We start from the raw sequence: 20,094 nt of genomic DNA, 5'->3' as shown, positions 1-20,094 counted from the left end.
GAGATCATCGCAAAAGGTGAGAAGCTTTTTTGGTGACCGAAATCTATCTCTATCTCTTCGGCTGTTTCCACAAGCCTCTGTATTTCGATAGAAAAATTAAGAATATTTTTTGGAATAAGATTCGATGGCAGCGATATTTTCAAATTAACCCACCACTAAGTTAACGACTCTCCCCGGCACCACTATAACCTTGCGTAAGGTCTTACCGTCAATGGCGCGTTTTACGTTGTCGTTGGCGAGGGCCATTTCTTCCAGCGCGTCTTTGCTGGCGTCTTTGGGGACGTCGAGGGTGGCGCGGAGTTTGCCGTTTACCTGGACCGGTAGGGTGACCGTGTCTTCCACCAGCAGGGCGGGGTCAGCCTCTGGCCAGGCATGGCCGGCCAGGATTTCGTCATGGCCCAGCTGTTGCCACAGCTCTTCGGTCAGATGCGGCATCATTGGGTTGATGAGGCGGGTGATCAGCTCCAGCGCCTCACGCAGTGCCCATTTCTCATCATACGTGCTAACGCCGCCGCCCGCATCCGGGTTCACGAAATCGCTGATCGCGTTGGAGTACTCACGCAACCGTGCCACTGCCCGGTTATAGGAGAATGCCTCCAAATCACCGGCCAGGGCCGCAATCGTTTTGTGACCCGCTTGGCGCAATGCTAGGGCCTTATCACCAAAGCTGGCGGGCGCTGGCGTGCCGATGGCGGGCAAATCGCCAAGGTTTTCGGCGACCAGGCGCCATAGGCGGTTCACATATTTCCACGCGCCCTCAATCCCGCTTTCGGTCCATTCCATATCCCGGTCTGGTGGGCTGTCTGACAGGATGAACAGGCGGGCCGCATCGGCGCCATAGGTCTTGATGATCCGCTCAGGATCGACCGTGTTGCGCTTGGATTTGGACATCTTCTCAACCCGGCCGCGGGTCACGGGCTGCTTGCCCTCAATGGTCACCCAATCACCACTGTCGGTTTTGGCCACGTCATCGGGGTAGAGCCAGTTGCCGTCTGCGTCTTTAAACGTCTCATGGCCGATCATGCCCTGGGTAAACAGGCCGGTAAATGGCTCGTTGGCTTGCTCTGGCAGCGGGTAGCCGCATTGGCGGAGAGCGCGGGTGAAGAAGCGGGAATAGAGCAGGTGCAGAACCGCATGCTCAACGCCGCCGATATACTGGTCGACGGACATCCAGTATTCCGCTGCCTCTTTTGAGATCGGCGCATCCTCATTACGCGGATCGGCGTAGCGGAGGAAATACCATGAGCTCTCAAAGAAGGTGTCGAGCGTGTCGGTCTCACGCGTTGCCTCGCCGCCGCATTCGGGGCAGGTCGTGTGCTTCCAGGTTGGGTGGCGTTCCAGCGGGTTGCCTGGCTGGCTGAAATCCGGGTCGGTGGGCAGCTCAACCGGCAGCTGGTCATCCGGCACCGGCACGGTCCCGCATTTGGCGCAATGCACGAACGGGATCGGGCAGCCCCAATAGCGCTGGCGGCTAACGCCCCAATCGCGCAGGCGGAATTGGATCTTCCGCTCGCCCTGGTCGTCGCCCTCGAGCTTATCGGCCATGGCGGCCTTACCATCCTCAACCGTCTTCCCGTCGAGGAAGTCAGAATTGATCAGGCGACCCGGGCCGATATAGGGCTCATCCGCGACTGAGATGCTGCTTGCATCCTGGTCCGATGGGCAGACCACAGGGGTGATCGGCAGGCCGTATTTGGTGGCGAAGTCGTGGTCACGCTGGTCATGGCCGGGGCAGCCGAAGATTGCGCCCGTGCCGTAATCCATCAGGATGAAGTTCGCGACATAGACTGGCAGTTCCGCGCCCGTGATCGGGTGTAGGGCTTTAAGGCCGGTGTCGAAGCCCAGCTTTTCAGCCTTCTCAATCGCCTCTTCTGACGTGCCGAGGCCCTCGCATTCCTTAATAAAGGCCTGGAGGTCGGGATTGTCCTTGGCCAGCTCACCCGACAGGTCGTGGTGGGCGGCGATGGCCATAAAGCTCGCGCCGAACAGGGTGTCATGGCGGGTGGTAAACACCCTCAGGGTGTCGTGACTGGTCAGGTCGTTGCTCGCCAGCTTGAAATCAATTTCCATCCCCTCAGAGCGGCCAATCCAGTTGGTCTGCATCAGGCGCACGCGCTCTGGCCATCTATCCAGCTTCTCGATGGCATCAAGTAATTCCTGACTATAGTCAGTGATTTTGAGGAACCATTGGGTCAGCCTCTTGCGCTCAACCGGTGCGCCGGTGCGCCAGCCCTTGCCGTCGATCACCTGCTCATTCGCCAGCACGGTGTGATCAACCGGGTCCCAGTTCACCCAGCTCTCCTTCCGGTAGGCGAGGCCTTCTTTCGCGAAGTCGAGGAACATCTTCTGTTCATGCCGGTAATAGCCGGGGTGGCAGGTGGCGATCTCTTTCGACCAGTCGATCGACAGACCCATGGTCTTCAGCTGATCGCGCATGGTGTCGATGTTTTGATAGGTCCAGGTGGCGGGGTCCGCATTGTTCTGGATCGCCGCATTCTCTGCCGGCAGGCCGAACGCATCCCAGCCCATGGGGTGCAGGACGTTAAAGCCCTGGGAGGCGCGATACCGGGCCAGCACATCGCCCAGCGTGTAATTGCGCACATGACCCATATGCAGCTTGCCCGACGGGTAGGGCAGCATTTCCAGCACATAGGACTTATTCTTCGAGGGGTCGATGCCAACCTCGAAGCATTTCTGCTCATCCCAGATTTTCTGCCATTTCGCCTCGGTGGCGGCGGCGTTGTAGCGGTCTTGTTGTGCAGTATCGGACATGGCGGCTATCGACGGGGCTCGGGTCACTGATGAAAGAGCCCGCGTCTATAGCGAAAATAGCCGGATGCCGCTAGTCGCGGATGTCTGGTTTGCAGCGGCTAGGCGGTTAATGAACCGAGCTTTGTTGGCCGCCGAAGGGGAATGGGATGATGTTGTTCGTCATCTCAACCGGTGTGCCGGTGTCCGCGATGGGGTTAATCACCCAGTGGGCGGCACTCATCTCCCGCGCCCAGCGGAAGCAGGGTGGCCCGGCCATGAACGCCTCGTCCGGCCCCAAATGCCGTTCCAGAATGTGGGTCGCGCTATCCCAGCTATCCTGCTGAAGGTGGCTGAGCACCGTGATGAGGTCCCGCTCAAAATTAAAGAGCTTGGGGCAGTTGGGGCAGCCGATTGCCAAGTTGTAGCGCGCGCCAACGGCCACCAGGCTGCAAAACTCATCGACCTCATACACAGCCTCATCAAGGCCAGAGAGGCTGAATGCTTTCTCAATCACCTCAAGTGCGGATTGGGATTCATGATACCCGGCAAACCAGCATCGAAGGGTCCAAGCGATGAGCTGTTGGCTGGTCTCAAGCTCCTTCACCACCAATTCGGTCCGCTGCTTGTCTAGTGGCACAGTCATCATCTGCCTAACCCCTACTCTCTAATTGAGAATGATTATCAATATCAAAGAGAGTGCACCAGTTTTTGGCGCGGTGCAACAGCGGTTTTGCCGATGTCTGCGGTTGCGGCGTTATTGCGCGTTCATGGAGACGAGGAAGAAGTTCTTACCCATATGCATGTTCGGCATATAGCGGCTGAAGCGGGTGTCTAGCTTCAGATCGTGGCCCATCTCACCGATTAGGCCGAAGGGTGGGATCAGGCATTGGGAGGAGTTGTAATACTCCTCACTTCGATCCGCCTGGCCCACATGTTGAAGGCCATAGCCGCGGATATCGTCATAGGTGGCGGGTTTGTACATCAGCGCCCTTAAGCCATCGACACTGCGCAGCATCACCCGCTGCGGGTGTGAGGTGGTTAGCGCCTGGGCCACCGTTTCCCGTAGGCCGGTCATATTGGCGGCGATGATCACAATCGAATGGCCCTTATAGTCAAAGGCACGGCCATCGGCCTGAACGATGTCAATATGCTTGTCGACGCCCAGCTCACGTACCATTTTCCGCGCGATCTGACAGCAGCGTGGGTTGTAATCCACGACGGTGACCGGCACGCCCGCCATGTCATGCAGCATGATGGCGGTTAGCGGCAGGGACCCACCACCCACCATGGCAATGCGGTCGCGCTCATAGGTTAGGGAGAGGCCCGGCTCACCCCGATGTAGTAGGTCGAGCTCGTTATCACAGAGGCCATTATAGTTCGCGTAATACCAGTAGTTGCGCAGGGTCTGCATGGTCAGCTTGCGCTCAGCCAACAGTTGTTCGGCCCAGGCCCGTTCAATTCGTCGCTCGCTGGCCATCATCCGGCCCTGCACGAAACTTGCGATGGCGCGCACCGAGGGTTCCTGCATGATCGCGGTCTCAACCACCGGTGACAGTGGGGCGCGCAGTAAGCTGAAGAACTCTGAGAAATCCTCACGCAGGCACTTATCGCCATCGAGGCTGTTGGGGATGCGGCGCAGCCCCATGGCGTTCCGCATCACCGCATTGTAAAGCCGCCGGCCGCCGCGCAGCTCATCAATCGGCGGTACCTCGGCATCAAGCTTATCCGGGCGTCCGTCAGGTCCCCATAGCTTCGCCTTCCCGCCCATGAGCCCGCCCACCAGCTGGTCATGATCGGCCGGGAGGGGGGTTAACCCCTCCTCCAGCTCCGCATTGGCGGCTATATGAGTTAGCGCAGCGGGGACCGCACTCATCTGCTTTGAGGCCCTTAAATTCGCAGCGATCTAGATGCCCATGATCTTGCGCCGTGCCGCGCAATCCACGGTGGCACAGGTGGCGCAATTGCTTTTCTTTTCTGCCGGGGGGAGGGCATCCAGATTCAGCTCTGGGCCAGGGCGGAAGGTGAGAAGGGTGTTGATGACCCGCTCATTGATCGGGCTGGTGCCGGTAGACTCCAGACCCATTGCCCGCAAGGCGCGGGTATCGGCTGGTGGGTAGAGGATTGTGCGCAACCCACTCGCGGATCGCACGCCAATGACTGCCTTCGGATTATCCTCAAGCGCCTTAGCAACAACGGCGGGCTGCTTGGGGATTAGGGCCGCAACAACCACATGGCTGGCCTCACTGTAATCCACCGCCTCGCCGGTTTGCTGAACCACATTGATGGCACGGTCGAGGCCAACCTTGCGCAAGAGCGCACGGGATTGGGCCACCGCTTCCGGATCGAGGTCGACACAGGTGATCTTGGCGCCGGTTTTCAGGTGATAATCAATGGCAGTCAGGGGTAGCGGGCCAGAGCCGACAAAGAAGATGTGGCTGTCTTGATCCGGGCCATCGCCTTTTGCGTCCCAGTGGTTGAGCTCCATCTTGGTGAGCTCATCATAATTGTCCCGGTAGACGAACTCATTCAGATCATCGACCGACAGCCCACCACGCTTGCGATTGAAACGCTCCGCCCAGAAGGCCTCCATCTCACCCTCGGCTTGGGACAGCTTGGACCACATTGGCTCCATAACCTCCCGGATTTCAGGGGCATCAACCACGGCGCGAACCGTCGCCAAATCATGCCGCTGGGCCAGGGTGTCGACCAGCGTGCTGAGCGTCATGTTGATCAGTGGGTTGCGCGGCGAGAGGTCTTGGCTGTCTTTCAAGACACTCCATGCACCCAGCACTACGCTTTTGATTTCGTGAACCGCATCAAGATCTGGGCCGCCTTGTTGGCGGCCAGCAATACTTAGGAAGGCGGGTGTGCCACGACGTTGATCGTCACCGGGTTGGCGCGGTTGTGGTAGGTCGTTCATCACGCCACCTCAACCGGGCTGGAGGCTGGCAGGGTGTCGCGCTGGAAGCGGAACAGCAGCTTGTGATTGCGGTAGTAGTCGACGATCGACGCAACGGTTGGGAACAGCTCTTCCTTCTTCTCAAGCGGCAGGAAGCGGCCGGTGCCATAGGGTTGAACGCCAACCTTGAAGCCCGCACGCTCAAAGCTGAAACCGTAATCCTCAGGTGAGTAGTCGCCTGGCTTCACATTTGAGTAGTTGGCGATGATCTCGCGCCATTGCGGCCATTGGGGGTTGGCGGTGTGGCAGCCGGTGGCCGCGTAGTAAATGCCACCTGGCTTCAGCACCCGGCGGATTAGCTGCACATGCTCTTCGATGCTAGGCAGCAGGTAGATCACCTCATGACTGAAGGCGAAGTCGTACTCGGCAACCTGGCTGTCTAGGGCGTCGAGGCTTGCGAACTCATAAGGGCCATCGGTACGCAGTTTGCGCGCCTCGGTGACCTGGCCTTCAGCCAGGTCCACGCCCACACCCTTGGCATAGGGCTTGGTGTGATAAAGGCGCTGAAGCAGGCCACCGGTATTGCAGCCGTAATCCAGAACTTTGGCGCCGGTCAGCTCACGCTCATTCATCAGCTCGATCATCCGATCCCAGAGCGGGAGGTGATCATCGGTCATGCGCTGATCCTCGGCCTCATCCTTTAGCCAGCGATCAAGTGCATCGGTTTGATTTTCGGCCTGTTCGGCCAGGATTTGTGGGCTGCTCATCGCGGTCACTCTCGTCAAGTTATTATGCGACTAAGACTCAGTCGCGTTTAGAATGTATGATTCGCCAGTGGCTTAGCGCTTTCGGCGGACTCAGATACAAATGAGAATCAATTGCAAGACGGCTTCTAATCGGTTCTATAGAAAATGCAAATGATTCTTAATATCGATTTTATCGAGGCTCTGACTCTGTGTGATTTGGACAGGCGGTTTGACCTGTTTGCGCCTTCGAAACTGGCTGGATGACCCGAAATGTTTGTTTGTAACTGCACCGGTATCGGCGAGAAAAAGCTCGAATCCCTGATCGATGATGAGGGGGCCGAAACGGTCGGCCAGGTTTTCAAAGCCCATGGCCAACGGGCGCAATGCGGGAAGTGCGCCGCTGATATTCGCGATATCCTCCGTGATGGTCCTAAATCTGGCGCCACGGCGCGGGAAAGCATCAACGAGTGGCGGCGTCGCCGCTTAGGCGCAGATACGCGTCAAACGAATAGCTACAAACCGGGTGGCCGATAGAGATTGCGTCGCTGAGAGATGCTGACATGCTGAAACTCTTCGCCATTTGAGAGGCTTGCCCAATGCCCAAAACCCAAGCTGAGAAGGCCAAAACCTTCCTTGAGTTGCACCAGCCCGGATCACCCTTTGTGATGCCGAACCCCTGGGATATGGGCAGTGCCAAGGTGCTTGAGGGGATGGGCTTCCCTGCCCTGGCGACGACCAGTGCCGCCTTTGCCTTCACCCAGGGTCGACGGGATTACGGCCTGACGCGGGAACAGGCGATTGCCCATGCGGGCCTCATTGCCGGGGCGGTTGATGTACCGGTGTCGGGTGATCTTGAAAACGGCTTTGGTGATGCGCCTGAGGCTTGCGCTGAAACTGTGCGCCAGGCCGCCGATGCTGGCCTCGTCGGTTGCTCGATTGAAGATTACACCACCAATGATGATGATCCGATCTATCCCATAGATCAGGCGGTGGAACGCGTTGCGGCAGCGGTTGAGACCGCGCGGGCCCAGCCCTTCCACTTTGTCATCACGGCGCGGGCCGAGAATTTCCTGAATGGCCGGCCAGATATGGCGGACACTATTGCCCGGCTGCAGGCCTATTCGACGGCGGGTGCCGATGTGCTCTATGCCCCCGGTATCTGGTCGCCGGACGAAATGGCAACCCTAACCGCCGCAGTTGATAAGCCGGTGAACGCCCTCGCCCATCCCAGTGTCTCGGTGGATCAATGGGCCGCCGCCGGGGTGGCGCGGATTTCCCTTGGTTCTTGGCTGGGTCGGACGACCCAGATCTCTCTGGTCGATGCAGCCCAGGCCATTCGCGATGATGGCAGCTTTGCCAAGCTTGCCGATCCTAAGCGGTTTGGTGAGGTGGACCAGCATTTGGCGTAGTCGCTAGATGCTGCCTTAGGCGTCTGTCTCCAGCTTCCGACGCTTCAGCTCTTTATGTTCCTGCCGGGCCATATAGATGCCAGCGGCCGCGATGATGGCGCCGCCGATAAAGGTGCTGATGGGTGGAGATTCTGAGAAGATAACGGCCCCAACCGTGGCGGCGATGATCAGCTCTGCATAACCAAAGGGTGCCAGTTGTGACGCCTCAGAACAGCGATGGGCCATGGTCAGCCCATACTGGCCGAGGGTCCCGCAAGCGGCACAGAATATAAGAAGCGGCCAATGCTCGGCGCTGGGCCAGGTCCAGCCAGGTCCGGCAATCACCAGGAACATCGGCGTTTGCAGTAGGGCCATCCACAGCATGATATGGCCAATGCGGTCCCGCAAGCTGACCCGCCTTAAGATGATATTGGATGAGGCCCAGAACATTGCAGCGATGATCGGTAGGAAGATTAGCAGCGATGTCTCATCAAAGACCGGACCGACAATCACCAACATCCCGGTAAAGCCAAGCAACACGGAGATCAGACGGGTCTTGCTCACCCGCTCCCGCAGGAATAGGGCGGCACCTAGTATCGTCCAGATGGGGGCGGTCAGGATCAGCGCGGTGGTTTGGGCCAGGGGGAGCAGGGTGACGGCGAGGAAATTGAACGCACTCAACCCAAACTCAGCGCAGGCGCGGCTGCCCAGCGCCTTCGGACTTTGAACCTGCCAGATGCGGGGGCCGCAGAAATACAGGACAAAGGGTAGGATCATCGGGATGGCGAGCGCGTTTCGCCAAAACCCAACCTCATAGGGTGAGAGCTCAGGGCTCAGTGTCTTGATACTGCCGATCATCCCCTGGAAAGCGGTGATTGAGAAGATCAGCCAGAACACGCCCCAGCCAATGGATTGCCGCGGTGTCAGCGTCTGTTGAGGTTCTGCACTACTGCTTTTCGGCATCGCGCATCCTGGCCACATGTTCGCGGTGGGCGATGTAGATGCCCGAGGCCGTAATAATCGCCGCCCCGATATAAGTGGTCAGTGCTGGTACCTCACCAAAGATGATGAAGCCCATAATCGCCGCCATGATCAGCTCAACATACCGATAGGGTGCGGTTTGTGAGGCCTCGGCATAGCGCATGGATTGGGTCAGGCAGACATGGGCCGTGGTGCCGCACAGCACAGCACAGATCAGCATGCCAAAGACCATGGGGGTTGGGCCCTGCCAGACCGGTATGGCGGCGATGGCGGCCAGCGGTGTGATGACAATCGACATCCAGCAAACAATCCGGCCAGGGCTATCGACCAGGCTGGCGTTTCTTAACATTAGTGTGGAAACACCGATCAGGATCGCCGCGGCAAAGGCGGCCAAGTGATAGATCGATGGTGACCCCAGATTGGGGCCGATGATCACCAGCATCCCAATGAAACCGACCCCGGTGGCAATCCAGCGCCGAGCGCGCACCACCTCACCTAAGAACAGCGCCGCACCGATCGTGATCCAGATTGGCATGGTGAAGACAATGGCCACGGCCTGGGCCAGGGGTAGCTGGCTGAACGCACTGAACAGCGTCGCCATAATAAGGAACTCAACACCGCCCCGGATGATCACGGGCTTGGGCTTGTTCAGGGTCAGCGCATGCCGACCATAGCGCAGAATAAGGAAGGGCAGGATCAGGGCGACGGCAAACAGATTGCGCCAGAACACCACCTCAAACGGGTGGAGGTGCTGGGTAATCTCTTTAATCCAAGTATTAATCCCAACCACGCCGACCATGGCGATGCCCAGCCACAGCAGGGCACGCTTCATCGATTGTTCGGGCGCCCCGTCGGGAAGCGACTTTGCCGTGCGTGCAGCCGGGGTTTTGGTGGCCTCGGCTGCTGGCTCTGGCATGGTGATCGCTAACTATCGGGCGGGATGGCGCCAGAAAGGCGCCGTTTTGGGATTAGTTTGAGGCTTGCTGGCTGACGCGTAGCTGGCGGGCGCGGGTCAGGATTGCATCTTCCATACGGCCAGAGGTGCCATCGGCAACTTCCGCGCTGGTCCAGCCATCGGGGGTGCGAACCTCACGGAACACGGCAACCCGAAGGCCATCGGCGCGCAGCTGACGGTCCAGAATGTAGATATTCAGCTTAAACCGCTCATTCTGGGCATCGGCTGGTGAATACCAATCGGTGATGATCACACCACCGAATGGATCAGCAGAGGTGACCGGCAGGAATGAAACGGTGTCGAGGGAGGCACGCCATAGGAACGCATTGACGCCAAGGCCCGCACCGCCGCCAGCGGCCGGCGCATCATTGCCGCCACCGAAGAAGGAAATACCACCCTCACCGCCAAGCAGGCTGCCTTCAGGCCCCTGGAAGCTTGGGCTGTTATAGGGAGATTGGCCTGGAAACTCTTGGTCCGGGCTGCTTGAGAGGTCGCTGCTGCAAGCAGCCAGCGCCAGGGCACAGATGCCCAGCATGATCGGCGAACGGCCAATTGAACGGCGGCTATATGAATATGTGCGCGGCGTTGATCGCATTCGTTGGTTTCCTCAGTGCTGCAACCTTGATGCTCTATTTAGTGGTTTTGCCCGCACTTCTCTAGTTTTTCAGCATCCGGTTGGCTGCCATGTCCCAGGTGGCGGCATGGGCGTAACACTTATGCCTATCAAACCAGGCAATTTTGGGGCTTTGGGGGGTTATTCACAGATGCCTCTAGACCCACTCAATCAGGCTGATTAAAAGATTTTCAAAGCAATCAGTGGCTTACCAATTTCAGCGACAGATTATTCCGTCATTTGGGCGATTGTGGTTATTTTGCATCGCATTTGATCGGGTATTAAGCATCCGTTCAAAAAAGCCGGAAACCCGCTGAAAACCGGGGTTTTGTGTTGTTCATGTCACAGCTGATGGGGCAGGCTGTTGTGTCTTTGCCACAGGGGTGTGCTCTCCATCACAATGACCTTGCAGGGCTTGTTGACCCCTTCCTTGGCACAGCTTAGAGGATGCGAGGCATTGTGCTGGTTCGTGGTTCTCTTTCGTGTCGCGAAACTAATCGCTGCCTAAAGAGGGACACACCTGGTGTCTGGTTAACCGAAAGGGAGATCAGGAATTGGGGAAGGCCCACCACAACCAAAGTAACTCTTGAACCTAGTCTTTCTACACATGAGGGGTAAGACCATGAAAAAGGCTCTGCTGCTCGGCACCTCCGCAATTGTTGCGGCTGGTATGTTTGCCGGCACCGCACAAGCCGCTGATCCGATTGAAATCCGCGTTGGCGGTTTCATGAACCAGTGGTTTGGCTACCAAGACAACGACGATCCTGCTGGTACCGATACTCAAGATTTTGAGCAATGGTCCAACTCAGAGATCATCTTCAACGGTAAAACCACCCTGGATAACGGCCTCGAAGTCGGTGTTCAGGTTCAGCTCGAGGCCAACACCTCTGGCGACCAAATCGATGAGAGCTTTGCTTTTGTTGAAGGTTCCTTCGGCCGTTTCGTGATCGGTTCTGAGAACGACGCCGCTTATCTGATGCACTATGCTGCACCAGCAGTCGGTCTTCCGATCAACTCCGGTTCGCAGACCCAACACATTTTCAACCCAACCGGTTCTTCCACGTTCCGTAATGTGTATGGCTCGACCTTCATCACCCCGGCTAACGACAACGACGGTCAGAAGATCACTTACTTCACGCCTCGTTTCTCGGGTTTCCAGTTCGGCCTGTCCTACCTGCCCGACATCGACCCAACCGGTGGCGATCGTAACGGTCTGACCACTGAGCAAGCTTCATACACCAACGGCTTCTCCGTTGGCCTGAACTACGTCAACAGCTTCAGCGGCTTTGACGTTGCTGCTTCCGGTGGCTTCTACTATGCCGAAGCTCCAGACGGCGCTCTGCTGCCTTCAGGTGCTTCTGTTGATGACTTTGAAGCATTCAACCTCGGCCTGAACGTTGGCTTTGGTGGCTTCACCCTCGGCGGTTCCTACGGCGACATCTCCGAAGGCACCATCGCAGGCGTGAACAGCTCTGAAGGTGAAGGTTATGACGTTGGTATCTCTTACGAGACCGGCGCTCTTGGCTTCTCCCTGACGTACTTCCACGGTGAAGTTGAAGGCGACACCACCATCGTTGGTGATGACGAGCACGACAGCTTCGCTGGTTCCGTCTCCTATGCGCTTGGCCCAGGTGTCAGCGTCATTGGTACCGTTGGTTACAGCGACTTCGAAGGTGAAGCAGTTGGTACCGGCGACGACAACGACGGTTTCTACGTCACGACCGGTCTGGCTCTGTCCTTCTAATCTTAGAAGACACGACAGACTGTCGGTTTAAAGAGGGGTGGCTCGGTGACGAGCCACCCTTTCTTTTTGTCTAAACTCTAATTGATCCGATTGGCCTAAAAGCCTTTTGGGGCTGGCCATAGGGCACGGCCCACGGCTATACCAATCGCCCATATCCACCGCAGAATTGATCAGTGACCGATGGGCATTCTCTGGCTCGCCTCCTATCCGAAATCCGGCAACACCTGGACCCGCGCCTTTTTGGCGAATTTGTTCATGAACCAGCCGCAGCCGGTGGCGATTAACAAGCTCACCAACTTCGCCTATGCCGAATACCGGCTGGAGTTTTATGAGCAGGTCACCCGCAAGAAGCGTGATCAGCTAACCGATGAAGAGTTGAACCAGGCACGGCCTGCGGTTCAGCAGCTAATTGCTGCCTCTTCCCCCAATACGATTTTCGTGAAGACCCACTCCGCGATGGGGTTCACCAATGATGTCCCGACGATTGAGCCAAGCGCCACCGAGGGCGGCATCTATATCGTCCGTAACCCGCTGGATGTCTGTGTCTCCTATGCCCACCATGTGGGGGTCGATTACGACCAGGCGATCAGCGCCATGGGCTCATCAGATAATCAGCTAAGCACCACGGACACGCTGGCCTTCAACGTGCTGGGCAGTTGGTCAGACCACGTTAAATCCTGGGCCGATGCCGAGGGTATGAACCGTGTGGTGCTGCGTTATGAAGATATGCACCGGCAACCGGCTAAAGCCTTTGGCAAGCTGGTGAAGTTCCTGCAACTGCCTAAGAACCAGGACCGGCTTGAGCGGGCGATCCGCTTCTCCTCCTTTAAGGAGTTGTCGGGTCAGGAATCCCAATCCGGCTTTATTGAGAAGTCGAAGAAGGCGGATAAGTTCTTCCGCCAGGGCAAGATGGGTGGCTGGCGCGATGAGCTAAGCGACGCCCAGGCCGCCAAGCTGATTGAGGATCACCGCGAGGTGATGGAGCGGTTTGATTACCTCAACGCATCCGGGGAGCCACGGTTCTAGGCTTATGTCTGACCAAGAAGCCAATCTGGACCCCGACGTCCTGGCCCATGAACGCACGGCCGTTCTCGACAACATCGCCAGTATCCGCGATCAGATGCTGGAGGCAGCGCAAGACGCCCGCCGCTCAATGGGCGATGTAACCCTTGTTGCTGTCTCAAAGGTTCAACCCGACCATCGCATCGATGCGGCGCTTGAGGCTGGGCTTCGGGTCTTTGGTGAAAACCGGGTGCAAGAGGCGCAAGCCCGCTGGGCCCATCGCCGGGAACAGCATGATGATCTTCGCCTCCATCTGGTTGGGCCGCTTCAAACCAATAAGGTGAAGGACGCGGTCGCCCTCTTCGATGTGGTTGAGAGCGTCGACCGACCTAAGCTTGCGACCAAACTCGCCGAAGAGATGGCCAAGCAGGGCCGTAAGCTCGACTGCTATGTCCAGGTGAATACCGGCGCTGAAGAGCAGAAGGCCGGGGTCTTGCCGGGTGATGACCTAGTCGCGCTTCATAAGCTCTGTGTTGAAGAGTTGGGGCTGAATGTCGTTGGTTTGATGTGCATCCCGCCGATTGATGAGCCGGCGGCCATGCATTTCGGCCTCCTCGCCGATTGGGCAAAGCGTCTTGATCTGTCCAATCTCAGCATGGGGATGAGTGATGATTTCGAGCTCGCCATCCGTATGGGCGCCACCAGCATTCGGGTTGGCAGTGCCCTGTTCGGCGCCCGGACACCGCGGTCCTGATAATCAAGATCCGCGCGGCTAACCCATAACCACGCGCATCACCGACGTCTCATCACAGGCGGCAAGCAGCTCATAAAGCACGGGTAATGTTGTGGCGACACAGCCGGCCGTCGGTTTCCAGCTGGCCGGGTCTTCATCACCCCGTTTCAAATGCCAGAAGATGGCGCTGCCCATGTCTGGCACTGGCGGATCGTCATTATGGCCCAACACAACCACCAGATCATAAAGGTGATCATCCCGCGCCATCAGCTCATGCGAGGCATCAAAGGGTAGCGCCACCAGTTGGTTATAGGATGGGTGGTCAGGCGCATCGCACCAGCCCATGCTGTCATTAATCTCATCAACCGGGACGCCGGTATCCGGGCGCTCAATCCGGTCGGCGCGGTAGTAAATGCGCCGGATCGGCCAACTGCCCAGCGGGGTTGCGCCATCGCCCTCCCGCTTATCCTCGGCGGGTTTCACGCCGCCGCGCCCAATGGCGCAGGGGGCCTCCACCATCTTGCCATCCAGGGTTGCGGTGAGGCGACCATGAATGTCGTCCGCGTTGTTAACCGTAACGGTGATCTGCATGGGGTTGGCTGGCTACCGGGTTAGATGCCGGTCGCACTCAGCCGGCCACTGGCGCGATACTTTTCCAGCCCATCCAGCATTTTGGAACCAAAATTATCGCCAGATACCGCGCGGCCAAATGGATCCTTGAAGGCGAATGGCTGTGGTGGGGCGATCTGCTGTACCGCGGCTGCTGGCTGATTGGCCAGGGTTGCCGTTGGTTGGCTGGCCGCTGTGCCTTGGGCGGAGAGATTCTGGGCCGCGATCTCTGCCTGTCTTAGGGCTTCTTGGCTCGCCTGCTGTGCTGCGATCTGCTTCGCGGCGGCGGCTACCTCAGCGTCCTTGATCTCATTACGTTGGATCAACCCGCCGCTGGTGCCAGAGCGAAGCGGGATCGCCCGGTTATAGCGGCGCACGTCATTCAGCGGGATGGGCGATGCCTCTTCAGCTGACAACCGGTTTAGGCTGGCCAATTGCGGGCTTAAGGTCGGTGCATTGGGTTGGCTAGCGGGTGATTGGCTGTCAGCGGCTGCCCGGGCTTGTGCCTGGGTCTGGCCTTGGGCTGGGATTGCTGCACTCGGCGCGTTGGTCGGCAGATCAGCCAATTGAATGCCACCAGAGGCGAGGGTTAAGAATTGGTCCATGCTGCGCTGGCTGGCATAGCTATCGGCCACGGCCAGTAGGGCCTCATTGGCAATGGGGTCAGCATTGGCAAGGGTACCGCTGATCTGGTGATGACCTGCTGAAGTCGGTGCGGCGGTGGCGCTCGCGCTCGCCAACATCACCGGCAGTTCTTCAGCAATAATGTCTTTGGTAGCGATGGCGGGCTCAATCGTGCCCTCAACCCCAACGCTGGAGGCAAGCATGACGCCGCCCAGGCCACCCTCACCGGCCTCGGCAACCGCGATCGCGGGCTCGGCGCCGGTATTGATGCTGCCGTCATCGGTTAGGCTGGCGACCAGTGTGCCGACCATGTCATTGCCGCCGGTCTGCTCAAACATCGCATTGAAGGCGCCGGAGACCAGGCCAACCGGCCCACCAAACAACACGCCACCAGCCATCTGGGTGGATGGCTTGATCGTGTCACCGGTCATCTCCCGGTAGAAGGTGTTCACAATCGGGATGTGCTGCAGCGGGTTGATGACGTCCAGAAAGTCCCAGAACGACATATCCTCTTCGGCAGGCTGGTGCTCTGCCGGGCGCATATTGCCGGCGGCTTGTTCGATGTGTGGGTTGCGCCTGGCGGCCCACGCCTCGGCATAACCAGTTTCAAAGTTCATCTTCTCTACCCGTGCTTCCCACCCGCAAACCACTAGCCTGGCCGCGGCACATCAAGATTCCTAGGACGGTAGAGTATGCAGGAAGGATGCCAGGTAATTGGCAGGGCCGACAGAATCTGGTTAAGGGCCCAAAACCCTTACAAATCGTGGCCTGTCCGTTTGCGCTTGGTTTCCATATAGGCAGCGCTGTGCGGGTTGGGTGGGAATTTATGGCCTACCCGATCTGTGACCTGAACGCCTCGGTTTTCTAGGCTGGCAACCTTGTCTGGATTGTTGGTCAGCAGGCGGATCTCAGGGTAGCCCATATCAACCAGGATTGAGGCGGCGCTGGTGTAGTCCCGCTCATCCACGGCGAAGCCTAGGATCAGGTTGGCATCAACCGTATCGATCCCGGTGTCCTGTAGGGCATAGCTCCGCATCTTGTTGGCCATGCCGATATCCCGGCCCTCTTGCGGCATATAGAGGATAAGGCCGCCGGTGCCCTCATCTTCACCCGCGTCATCCCCATCCGTACTGCCTTGGGCCATCAGTTTGATCGCGCCGCGCAGCTGGTCACCGCAATCACATTTCAGGGAATTCAGAAGATCACCGGTAAAGCATTCGGCATGGATGCGGACCAGCGGCGGTGCCGTGATCTTGCCGTCATCCTTCATGCTGCCGACCTCGATGACATTGATATCCCGGCCGGTTACCGGGTCCCGATAGACCGAGATCAGGCTGTGCTCGGCACCCATAAGGGGTACGCGGGCAGCTGACATCTTAAGTGGCGGCACCAGATGGGCCGACTGATCGGCCGTCGGTGCCTTATCGAGGGTCAGAATGCCAGCCTCGTCGAGGGTGGCGCGCCCATCCGCATTCAGCGGCCAAACCAGGGCGGCCGGCAGAAGGAAGGCGCGCTTTAATAATCGAACCGCCGATATCAGCAGCGGGCTGGCGGTGCTGGCCCGTGCGGTATCACCCTTCTCTGCCTCAGCTTCATCAACCGATAGCCCAGCCTGGCGCTGAAGATTGGCAAGCACACCAACCAAATCACCGGCTTCGATTGGGTTCTGCCCAGATTGGTCATGCAGGGGTACGAGGTTCGGTACGGGTTCCAAGCCCAGCAGCGATGCCCGCTCACCGCTCAACAGTAGGGATGGGGCGGTATCGGGGCCAAGCATGGCCTGCCAGCCACGCCAATCTTCGGCGGTTGCCATCTCAATCGACAGAATCAGCCAGGCTTCATCACCGCTGGCGGTTGTCAGAACCACTGGCTCACCACGGCGCAGATCGTTGCTCGCGCGCTGCTGTTGGCGTGCTGCTGCCTTCGCGCTCACGGGCGCGTGATCATTGGCGCTGGCGCCTGCAGGTAGGTTTTTCAGGGCGTTCACAGTGTTTCTTCCACTTTACCCCTACCCTCCCGGTAATTCGTCGATCACGAAGAAATGGGTTGGGTTTGAGGCTCTTAGGGGCGATTTACCATCTATCGTTCGCGACAGCCATAGAATGCCCGTGATATATGCGTGTTATATGGCCGTTTTCTTAATACGCATGGCCTTGCGGGCGCTCTTAAGGCTTCGCTATCACCTATATGTGCTCATCCGGCGGCAAACCCAACGATAAGGAAAACCGATGCCTGCTAACCTTAAAGTTCTGATGGTCGATGATGATGACGATCTTCGCCAATCACTGGCTGAGCAGCTAACCCTGCATGAAGAGTTTGAGATCATCGAGGCAGCCAATGCCAAGGATGGGCTCGCCGCCGCTAAGGAAAGCCGCTTTGACATCATCCTGCTGGATGTGGGTTTGCCAGATATGGATGGCCGCGACCTGTGCCGGGTTCTGCGGCGTGAGGATGTGCGGGCGCCGATCATCATGCTGACCGGCCAGGACAGCGACGCCGACACCATTCTGGGCCTTGAGGCCGGCGCCAATGATTACGTCACCAAGCCGTTTCGCCTGAATGTCCTGCTGGCCCGGATGCGTGCTCAGCTTCGCCAGTTTGCCAATACTGAAGATGCGGTCTTCACCATCGGCCCATACTCATTCCAACCAGCGAACAAGATCATGGTTCGCGGCGACAATGATCAGAAGGTGCGGCTGACTGAGAAAGAGACTGCGATCCTGAAATTCCTGCTTCGCTCCGGCGATAAGGTGGTGGGGCGCGACACGCTATTGGGTGAGGTTTGGGGCTATAACGCCAACGTCACTACCCACACGTTGGAAACCCATGTTTACCGCCTGCGTCAGAAGATTGAGGCCGACCCATCTAACGCTGCCCTACTGGTGACGGAACCTGGCGGGTATCGCTTGGTTCCCGACTAAACTGACCCAGACTGCAAAAGCAGAGAAAAGCTCGGCATAAACCGTTGCCTCCCTGCCTACTATTTCATCAGGTTATGCCCTGAATTCATTGGAATTCCTCGACATTGGCCGGTTGCCGGGGCAGAGTAAAGTTTAGGTGAAGGCTAATGGGCCCGCCCACAACCGGGCGGTGAAGCGAGAAACGCGAATGTCCGATATCTCAGTACGATTTTGGGGTGTTCGCGGCACTATACCCTGCCCCGGGCCTGAAACCCTCCGTTATGGCGGCAATACCACCTGTATTGAGCTTACCTGCGGTGAGCATCAGCTGATCTTTGATGCTGGCTCTGGTATTCGTCGGCTTGGCCGAATTGCCTCGGGCAATGGTCGCCGCGACTACGATATTTTCCTGACCCATACACATTTGGACCACATTATTGGCCTGCCGTTCTTTGGTCCGGCCTTTAATCCTGAGGTCACCATGCGGGTGCATGCCGGTCACCTGGACCATTCATCCAAGCTGCGCGATGTGATCGCCAATATGATGCAGGATCCGCTGCTGCCGATCAGCGTGGATACCTTCCAGGCCGATACCGAGTTTAAGCGGTTTGAGCAGGGTGACACCCTGACCCCGTTCCAGGGTATTAATATGCAAACCGCACCCCTGAACCACCCGAATGGCTGTACCGGCTATCGGATTGAGTTCAAGGATAAGGCCGTCGCCATCGTCACCGATACCGAGCATAAGCCGGGTGAGACCGACGAGCATGTCATGGGCTTGGCCAAAGACGCCGACATCATGATCTATGATGCGACCTATACCGATGATGAGTACACCTCAAAGGTCGGTTGGGGCCACTCCACCTGGCAAGAGGCGATCCGCGTTGGTACAGCCGCCAATGTGGGTAAGGTCGTGATTTTCCACCATGATCCCGAGCGCACGGACGAGCAGATGGACGAGATTGCCTCTGCGGCGGAAGCGATGCGCCCCGGCACCATAGCCGCCCGTGAAGGCATGGTGCTTTACATCTGATCCCCAGACTAGTCGTCGTCGGGATCACCCTCTTCCGCAAGATTAGCAGCCTTACCAACCACGCCGTTTTCCATCGTGACGGTGCGGTCGCTTAGCTGTGCCACATCCTCCGCCCGGTGGGAGACCAGCAGCATTGGCAGCTGCCATTCATCCCGGATTTTAAGCAGGTATTCCCCGATCATCTGGCGGCGAGTTTCATCTAGGCCGGTAAACGGCTCATCCAACAGGAGGGCGATTGGCTTGGCGGCAACGGCCCGGCCAATGGCAACCCGCCTCGCCTCACCACCAGAGAGTTGGTGCGGTCGCCGGGACATCAGGTCATTCACATCGAGGGCGTCGATAAGATCGGCCATCGCCGTCGGGGGTAATGGCTTGCCCCGCCGGCGCCAGCCGAAGGTTATGTTGCGGGCCACATTGAGATGCGGCATCAGCCGGGCATCCTGGAACACGACCCCTAGCCCACGGCGATGGGGTGGTAGGTGGATGTATTCCTCCTCATTGAAGAAGTCCTCCTCCTCCGTCCCGATATAGCCGTCATCAGGGCGCAGCAGCCCGGCAATCATGGCTATTAGGCTGCTTTTGCCCGCACCAGATGGGCCACAGAGGGCGGTAATCCGCCCGGGCTCAAGGCTCAGGGCTGCGCGGATGGTCAGGTCGGCCCGCTGGCCAATGATGTCTAGGCTTAGCGTCATGGCATCACCCCCATCCCGCCTGGGCTGGTGGGCGACGACCCAACCAGCGATTTAGGCCGCGGCTGACATACTCCGCCGCGATCAGGACGGTGAGGGCCAGGCCGATCGACAGGCCAGCAAGCTGTGCGGCCAGGGTTTCGCCATCCGGGGTTTGCAGGGCGGTGTAAATCGCGAGCGGTAGGGTGCGCGTCTCGCCTGGGATGTTGGAGACGAAGGTGATGATCGCCCCAAACTCGCCCAACGCAGCGGCGAAGGCCGTCATGGCCCCGGCCACAATGCCGGGCAATGATAGGGGTAGTAGAATAGTCACCAGGCGATTAAACGGCCCCGCCCCTGCGCTCGCTGCCGCGCCAAGGATTAGCGGGTCGATGCCTTCCAGGCTTAAGCGGATGGCCCGTACCTGAAACGGCAGGCTGATCAGCTC

Annotated in this window: 20 protein-coding genes; 7 read left to right on the top strand and 13 right to left on the bottom strand. The window is 58.3% G+C overall.

All coding sequences use genetic code 11. The features are described 5' to 3' along the window. Positions 1-144: 144 nt before the first annotated feature. The 5 genes from leuS to KI792_13550 all read right to left on the bottom strand — a co-directional run bounded on the left by leuS (position 145) and on the right by KI792_13550 (position 6,417). The gene (gene leuS / locus KI792_13570) at positions 145-2,772 is read right to left on the bottom strand and encodes a leucine--tRNA ligase (GenBank protein MBV6634050.1); all 2,628 of its coding nucleotides are present in this window, start codon (positions 2,770-2,772) and stop codon (positions 145-147) included. A 106-nt stretch (positions 2,773-2,878) separates the two neighbouring features. After that, on the bottom strand, positions 2,879-3,397 hold the full coding sequence (locus KI792_13565) for a hypothetical protein (GenBank protein ID MBV6634049.1): 519 nt from the start codon (positions 3,395-3,397) through the stop codon (positions 2,879-2,881). A gap of 108 nt (positions 3,398-3,505) precedes the next feature. Further along, positions 3,506-4,624: a hypothetical protein gene (locus tag KI792_13560; protein ID MBV6634048.1), complete on the bottom strand. Its 1,119-nt coding sequence runs from the start codon at positions 4,622-4,624 to the stop codon at positions 3,506-3,508. A gap of 30 nt (positions 4,625-4,654) precedes the next feature. Further along, complete coding sequence (locus KI792_13555; protein MBV6634047.1) at positions 4,655-5,671, bottom strand: nicotianamine synthase; 1,017 nt, start codon at positions 5,669-5,671, stop codon at positions 4,655-4,657. Next, entirely contained in the window at positions 5,671-6,417 is a 747-nt protein-coding gene (locus KI792_13550) for a class I SAM-dependent methyltransferase (GenBank protein MBV6634046.1), read from the bottom strand. The genes KI792_13555 and KI792_13550 overlap by 1 nt, the downstream gene beginning before the upstream one ends. 249 nt (positions 6,418-6,666) lie before the next feature. Between KI792_13550 and KI792_13545 the strand changes: the two genes are divergently transcribed. Both KI792_13545 and KI792_13540 read left to right on the top strand, forming a co-directional pair. Next, on the top strand, positions 6,667-6,930 hold the full coding sequence (locus KI792_13545; GenBank protein ID MBV6634045.1) for a (2Fe-2S)-binding protein: 264 nt from the start codon (positions 6,667-6,669) through the stop codon (positions 6,928-6,930). 62 nt (positions 6,931-6,992) lie between these two features. After that, positions 6,993-7,805, top strand: coding sequence for an isocitrate lyase/phosphoenolpyruvate mutase family protein (locus KI792_13540; GenBank protein MBV6634044.1), 813 nt, complete (start codon positions 6,993-6,995; stop codon positions 7,803-7,805). Positions 7,806-7,820: 15 nt separating this feature from the next. On the opposite strand, the gene KI792_13535 is transcribed toward KI792_13540, so the two are convergent. From KI792_13535 to KI792_13525, 3 genes are read right to left on the bottom strand one after another with little or no spacing between them, the layout of a single operon-like run. Beyond that, entirely contained in the window at positions 7,821-8,747 is a 927-nt protein-coding gene (locus KI792_13535) for a DMT family transporter (GenBank protein ID MBV6634043.1), read from the bottom strand. Then, positions 8,731-9,681, bottom strand: coding sequence for a DMT family transporter (locus KI792_13530; GenBank protein MBV6634042.1), 951 nt, complete (start codon positions 9,679-9,681; stop codon positions 8,731-8,733). Before KI792_13530 ends, KI792_13535 begins: the two co-directional genes overlap by 17 nt. Before the next feature lie 52 nt (positions 9,682-9,733). Next, entirely contained in the window at positions 9,734-10,255 is a 522-nt protein-coding gene (locus tag KI792_13525) for a DUF3576 domain-containing protein (protein MBV6634041.1), read from the bottom strand. 700 nt (positions 10,256-10,955) lie between these two features. Here KI792_13525 and KI792_13520 point away from each other — a divergent pair. From KI792_13520 to KI792_13510, 3 genes are all read left to right on the top strand, one after another. Continuing rightward, on the top strand, positions 10,956-12,077 hold the full coding sequence (locus KI792_13520; protein MBV6634040.1) for a porin: 1,122 nt from the start codon (positions 10,956-10,958) through the stop codon (positions 12,075-12,077). Between the two features lie 180 nt (positions 12,078-12,257). After that, positions 12,258-13,103: a sulfotransferase domain-containing protein gene (locus KI792_13515; protein ID MBV6634039.1), complete on the top strand. Its 846-nt coding sequence runs from the start codon at positions 12,258-12,260 to the stop codon at positions 13,101-13,103. 4 nt (positions 13,104-13,107) lie between these two features. Further along, the gene (locus tag KI792_13510; GenBank protein ID MBV6634038.1) at positions 13,108-13,833 is read left to right on the top strand and encodes a YggS family pyridoxal phosphate-dependent enzyme; all 726 of its coding nucleotides are present in this window, start codon (positions 13,108-13,110) and stop codon (positions 13,831-13,833) included. Positions 13,834-13,851: 18 nt separating this feature from the next. On the opposite strand, the gene KI792_13505 is transcribed toward KI792_13510, so the two are convergent. The 3 genes from KI792_13505 to ribA all read right to left on the bottom strand — a co-directional run bounded on the left by KI792_13505 (position 13,852) and on the right by ribA (position 17,032). After that, on the bottom strand, positions 13,852-14,403 hold the full coding sequence (locus tag KI792_13505) for a L,D-transpeptidase family protein (GenBank protein ID MBV6634037.1): 552 nt from the start codon (positions 14,401-14,403) through the stop codon (positions 13,852-13,854). A 20-nt stretch (positions 14,404-14,423) separates the two neighbouring features. Further along, positions 14,424-15,662 carry a hypothetical protein gene (locus tag KI792_13500; protein MBV6634036.1) on the bottom strand — a complete coding sequence of 413 codons (1,239 nt, stop codon included), beginning with the start codon at positions 15,660-15,662 and terminating at the stop codon, positions 14,424-14,426. 137 nt (positions 15,663-15,799) lie between these two features. Then, positions 15,800-17,032, bottom strand: a complete 1,233-nt coding sequence (ribA, locus tag KI792_13495; GenBank protein ID MBV6634035.1) for a GTP cyclohydrolase II RibA — start codon at positions 17,030-17,032, stop codon at positions 15,800-15,802. A gap of 241 nt (positions 17,033-17,273) precedes the next feature. Here ribA and KI792_13490 point away from each other — a divergent pair, with 241 nt between their 5' ends. Together KI792_13490 and KI792_13485 are read left to right on the top strand one after the other, a co-directional pair. Further along, positions 17,274-17,966, top strand: a complete 693-nt coding sequence (locus KI792_13490; protein ID MBV6634034.1) for a response regulator transcription factor — start codon at positions 17,274-17,276, stop codon at positions 17,964-17,966. A 187-nt stretch (positions 17,967-18,153) separates the two neighbouring features. Beyond that, the gene (locus KI792_13485; GenBank protein MBV6634033.1) at positions 18,154-18,978 is read left to right on the top strand and encodes an MBL fold metallo-hydrolase; all 825 of its coding nucleotides are present in this window, start codon (positions 18,154-18,156) and stop codon (positions 18,976-18,978) included. A gap of 8 nt (positions 18,979-18,986) precedes the next feature. Here KI792_13485 and KI792_13480 read toward each other — a convergent pair whose 3' ends face one another. Both KI792_13480 and KI792_13475 read right to left on the bottom strand, forming a co-directional pair. Next, positions 18,987-19,670: an ATP-binding cassette domain-containing protein gene (locus KI792_13480; protein MBV6634032.1), complete on the bottom strand. Its 684-nt coding sequence runs from the start codon at positions 19,668-19,670 to the stop codon at positions 18,987-18,989. Positions 19,671-19,674: 4 nt separating this feature from the next. Next, a partial coding sequence (locus KI792_13475) for an ABC transporter permease subunit (protein ID MBV6634031.1) occupies positions 19,675-20,094 on the bottom strand: 420 nt, incomplete at its 5' end.

It is taken from the genome of Alphaproteobacteria bacterium SS10 (assembly GCA_019192455.1).
Taxonomy (GTDB): Bacteria; Pseudomonadota; Alphaproteobacteria; order TMED2; family TMED2; genus TMED2.
The sequence above is the reverse complement of the archived record's forward strand: the minus strand, read 5'-3'. Positions and strand labels throughout refer to the sequence as shown.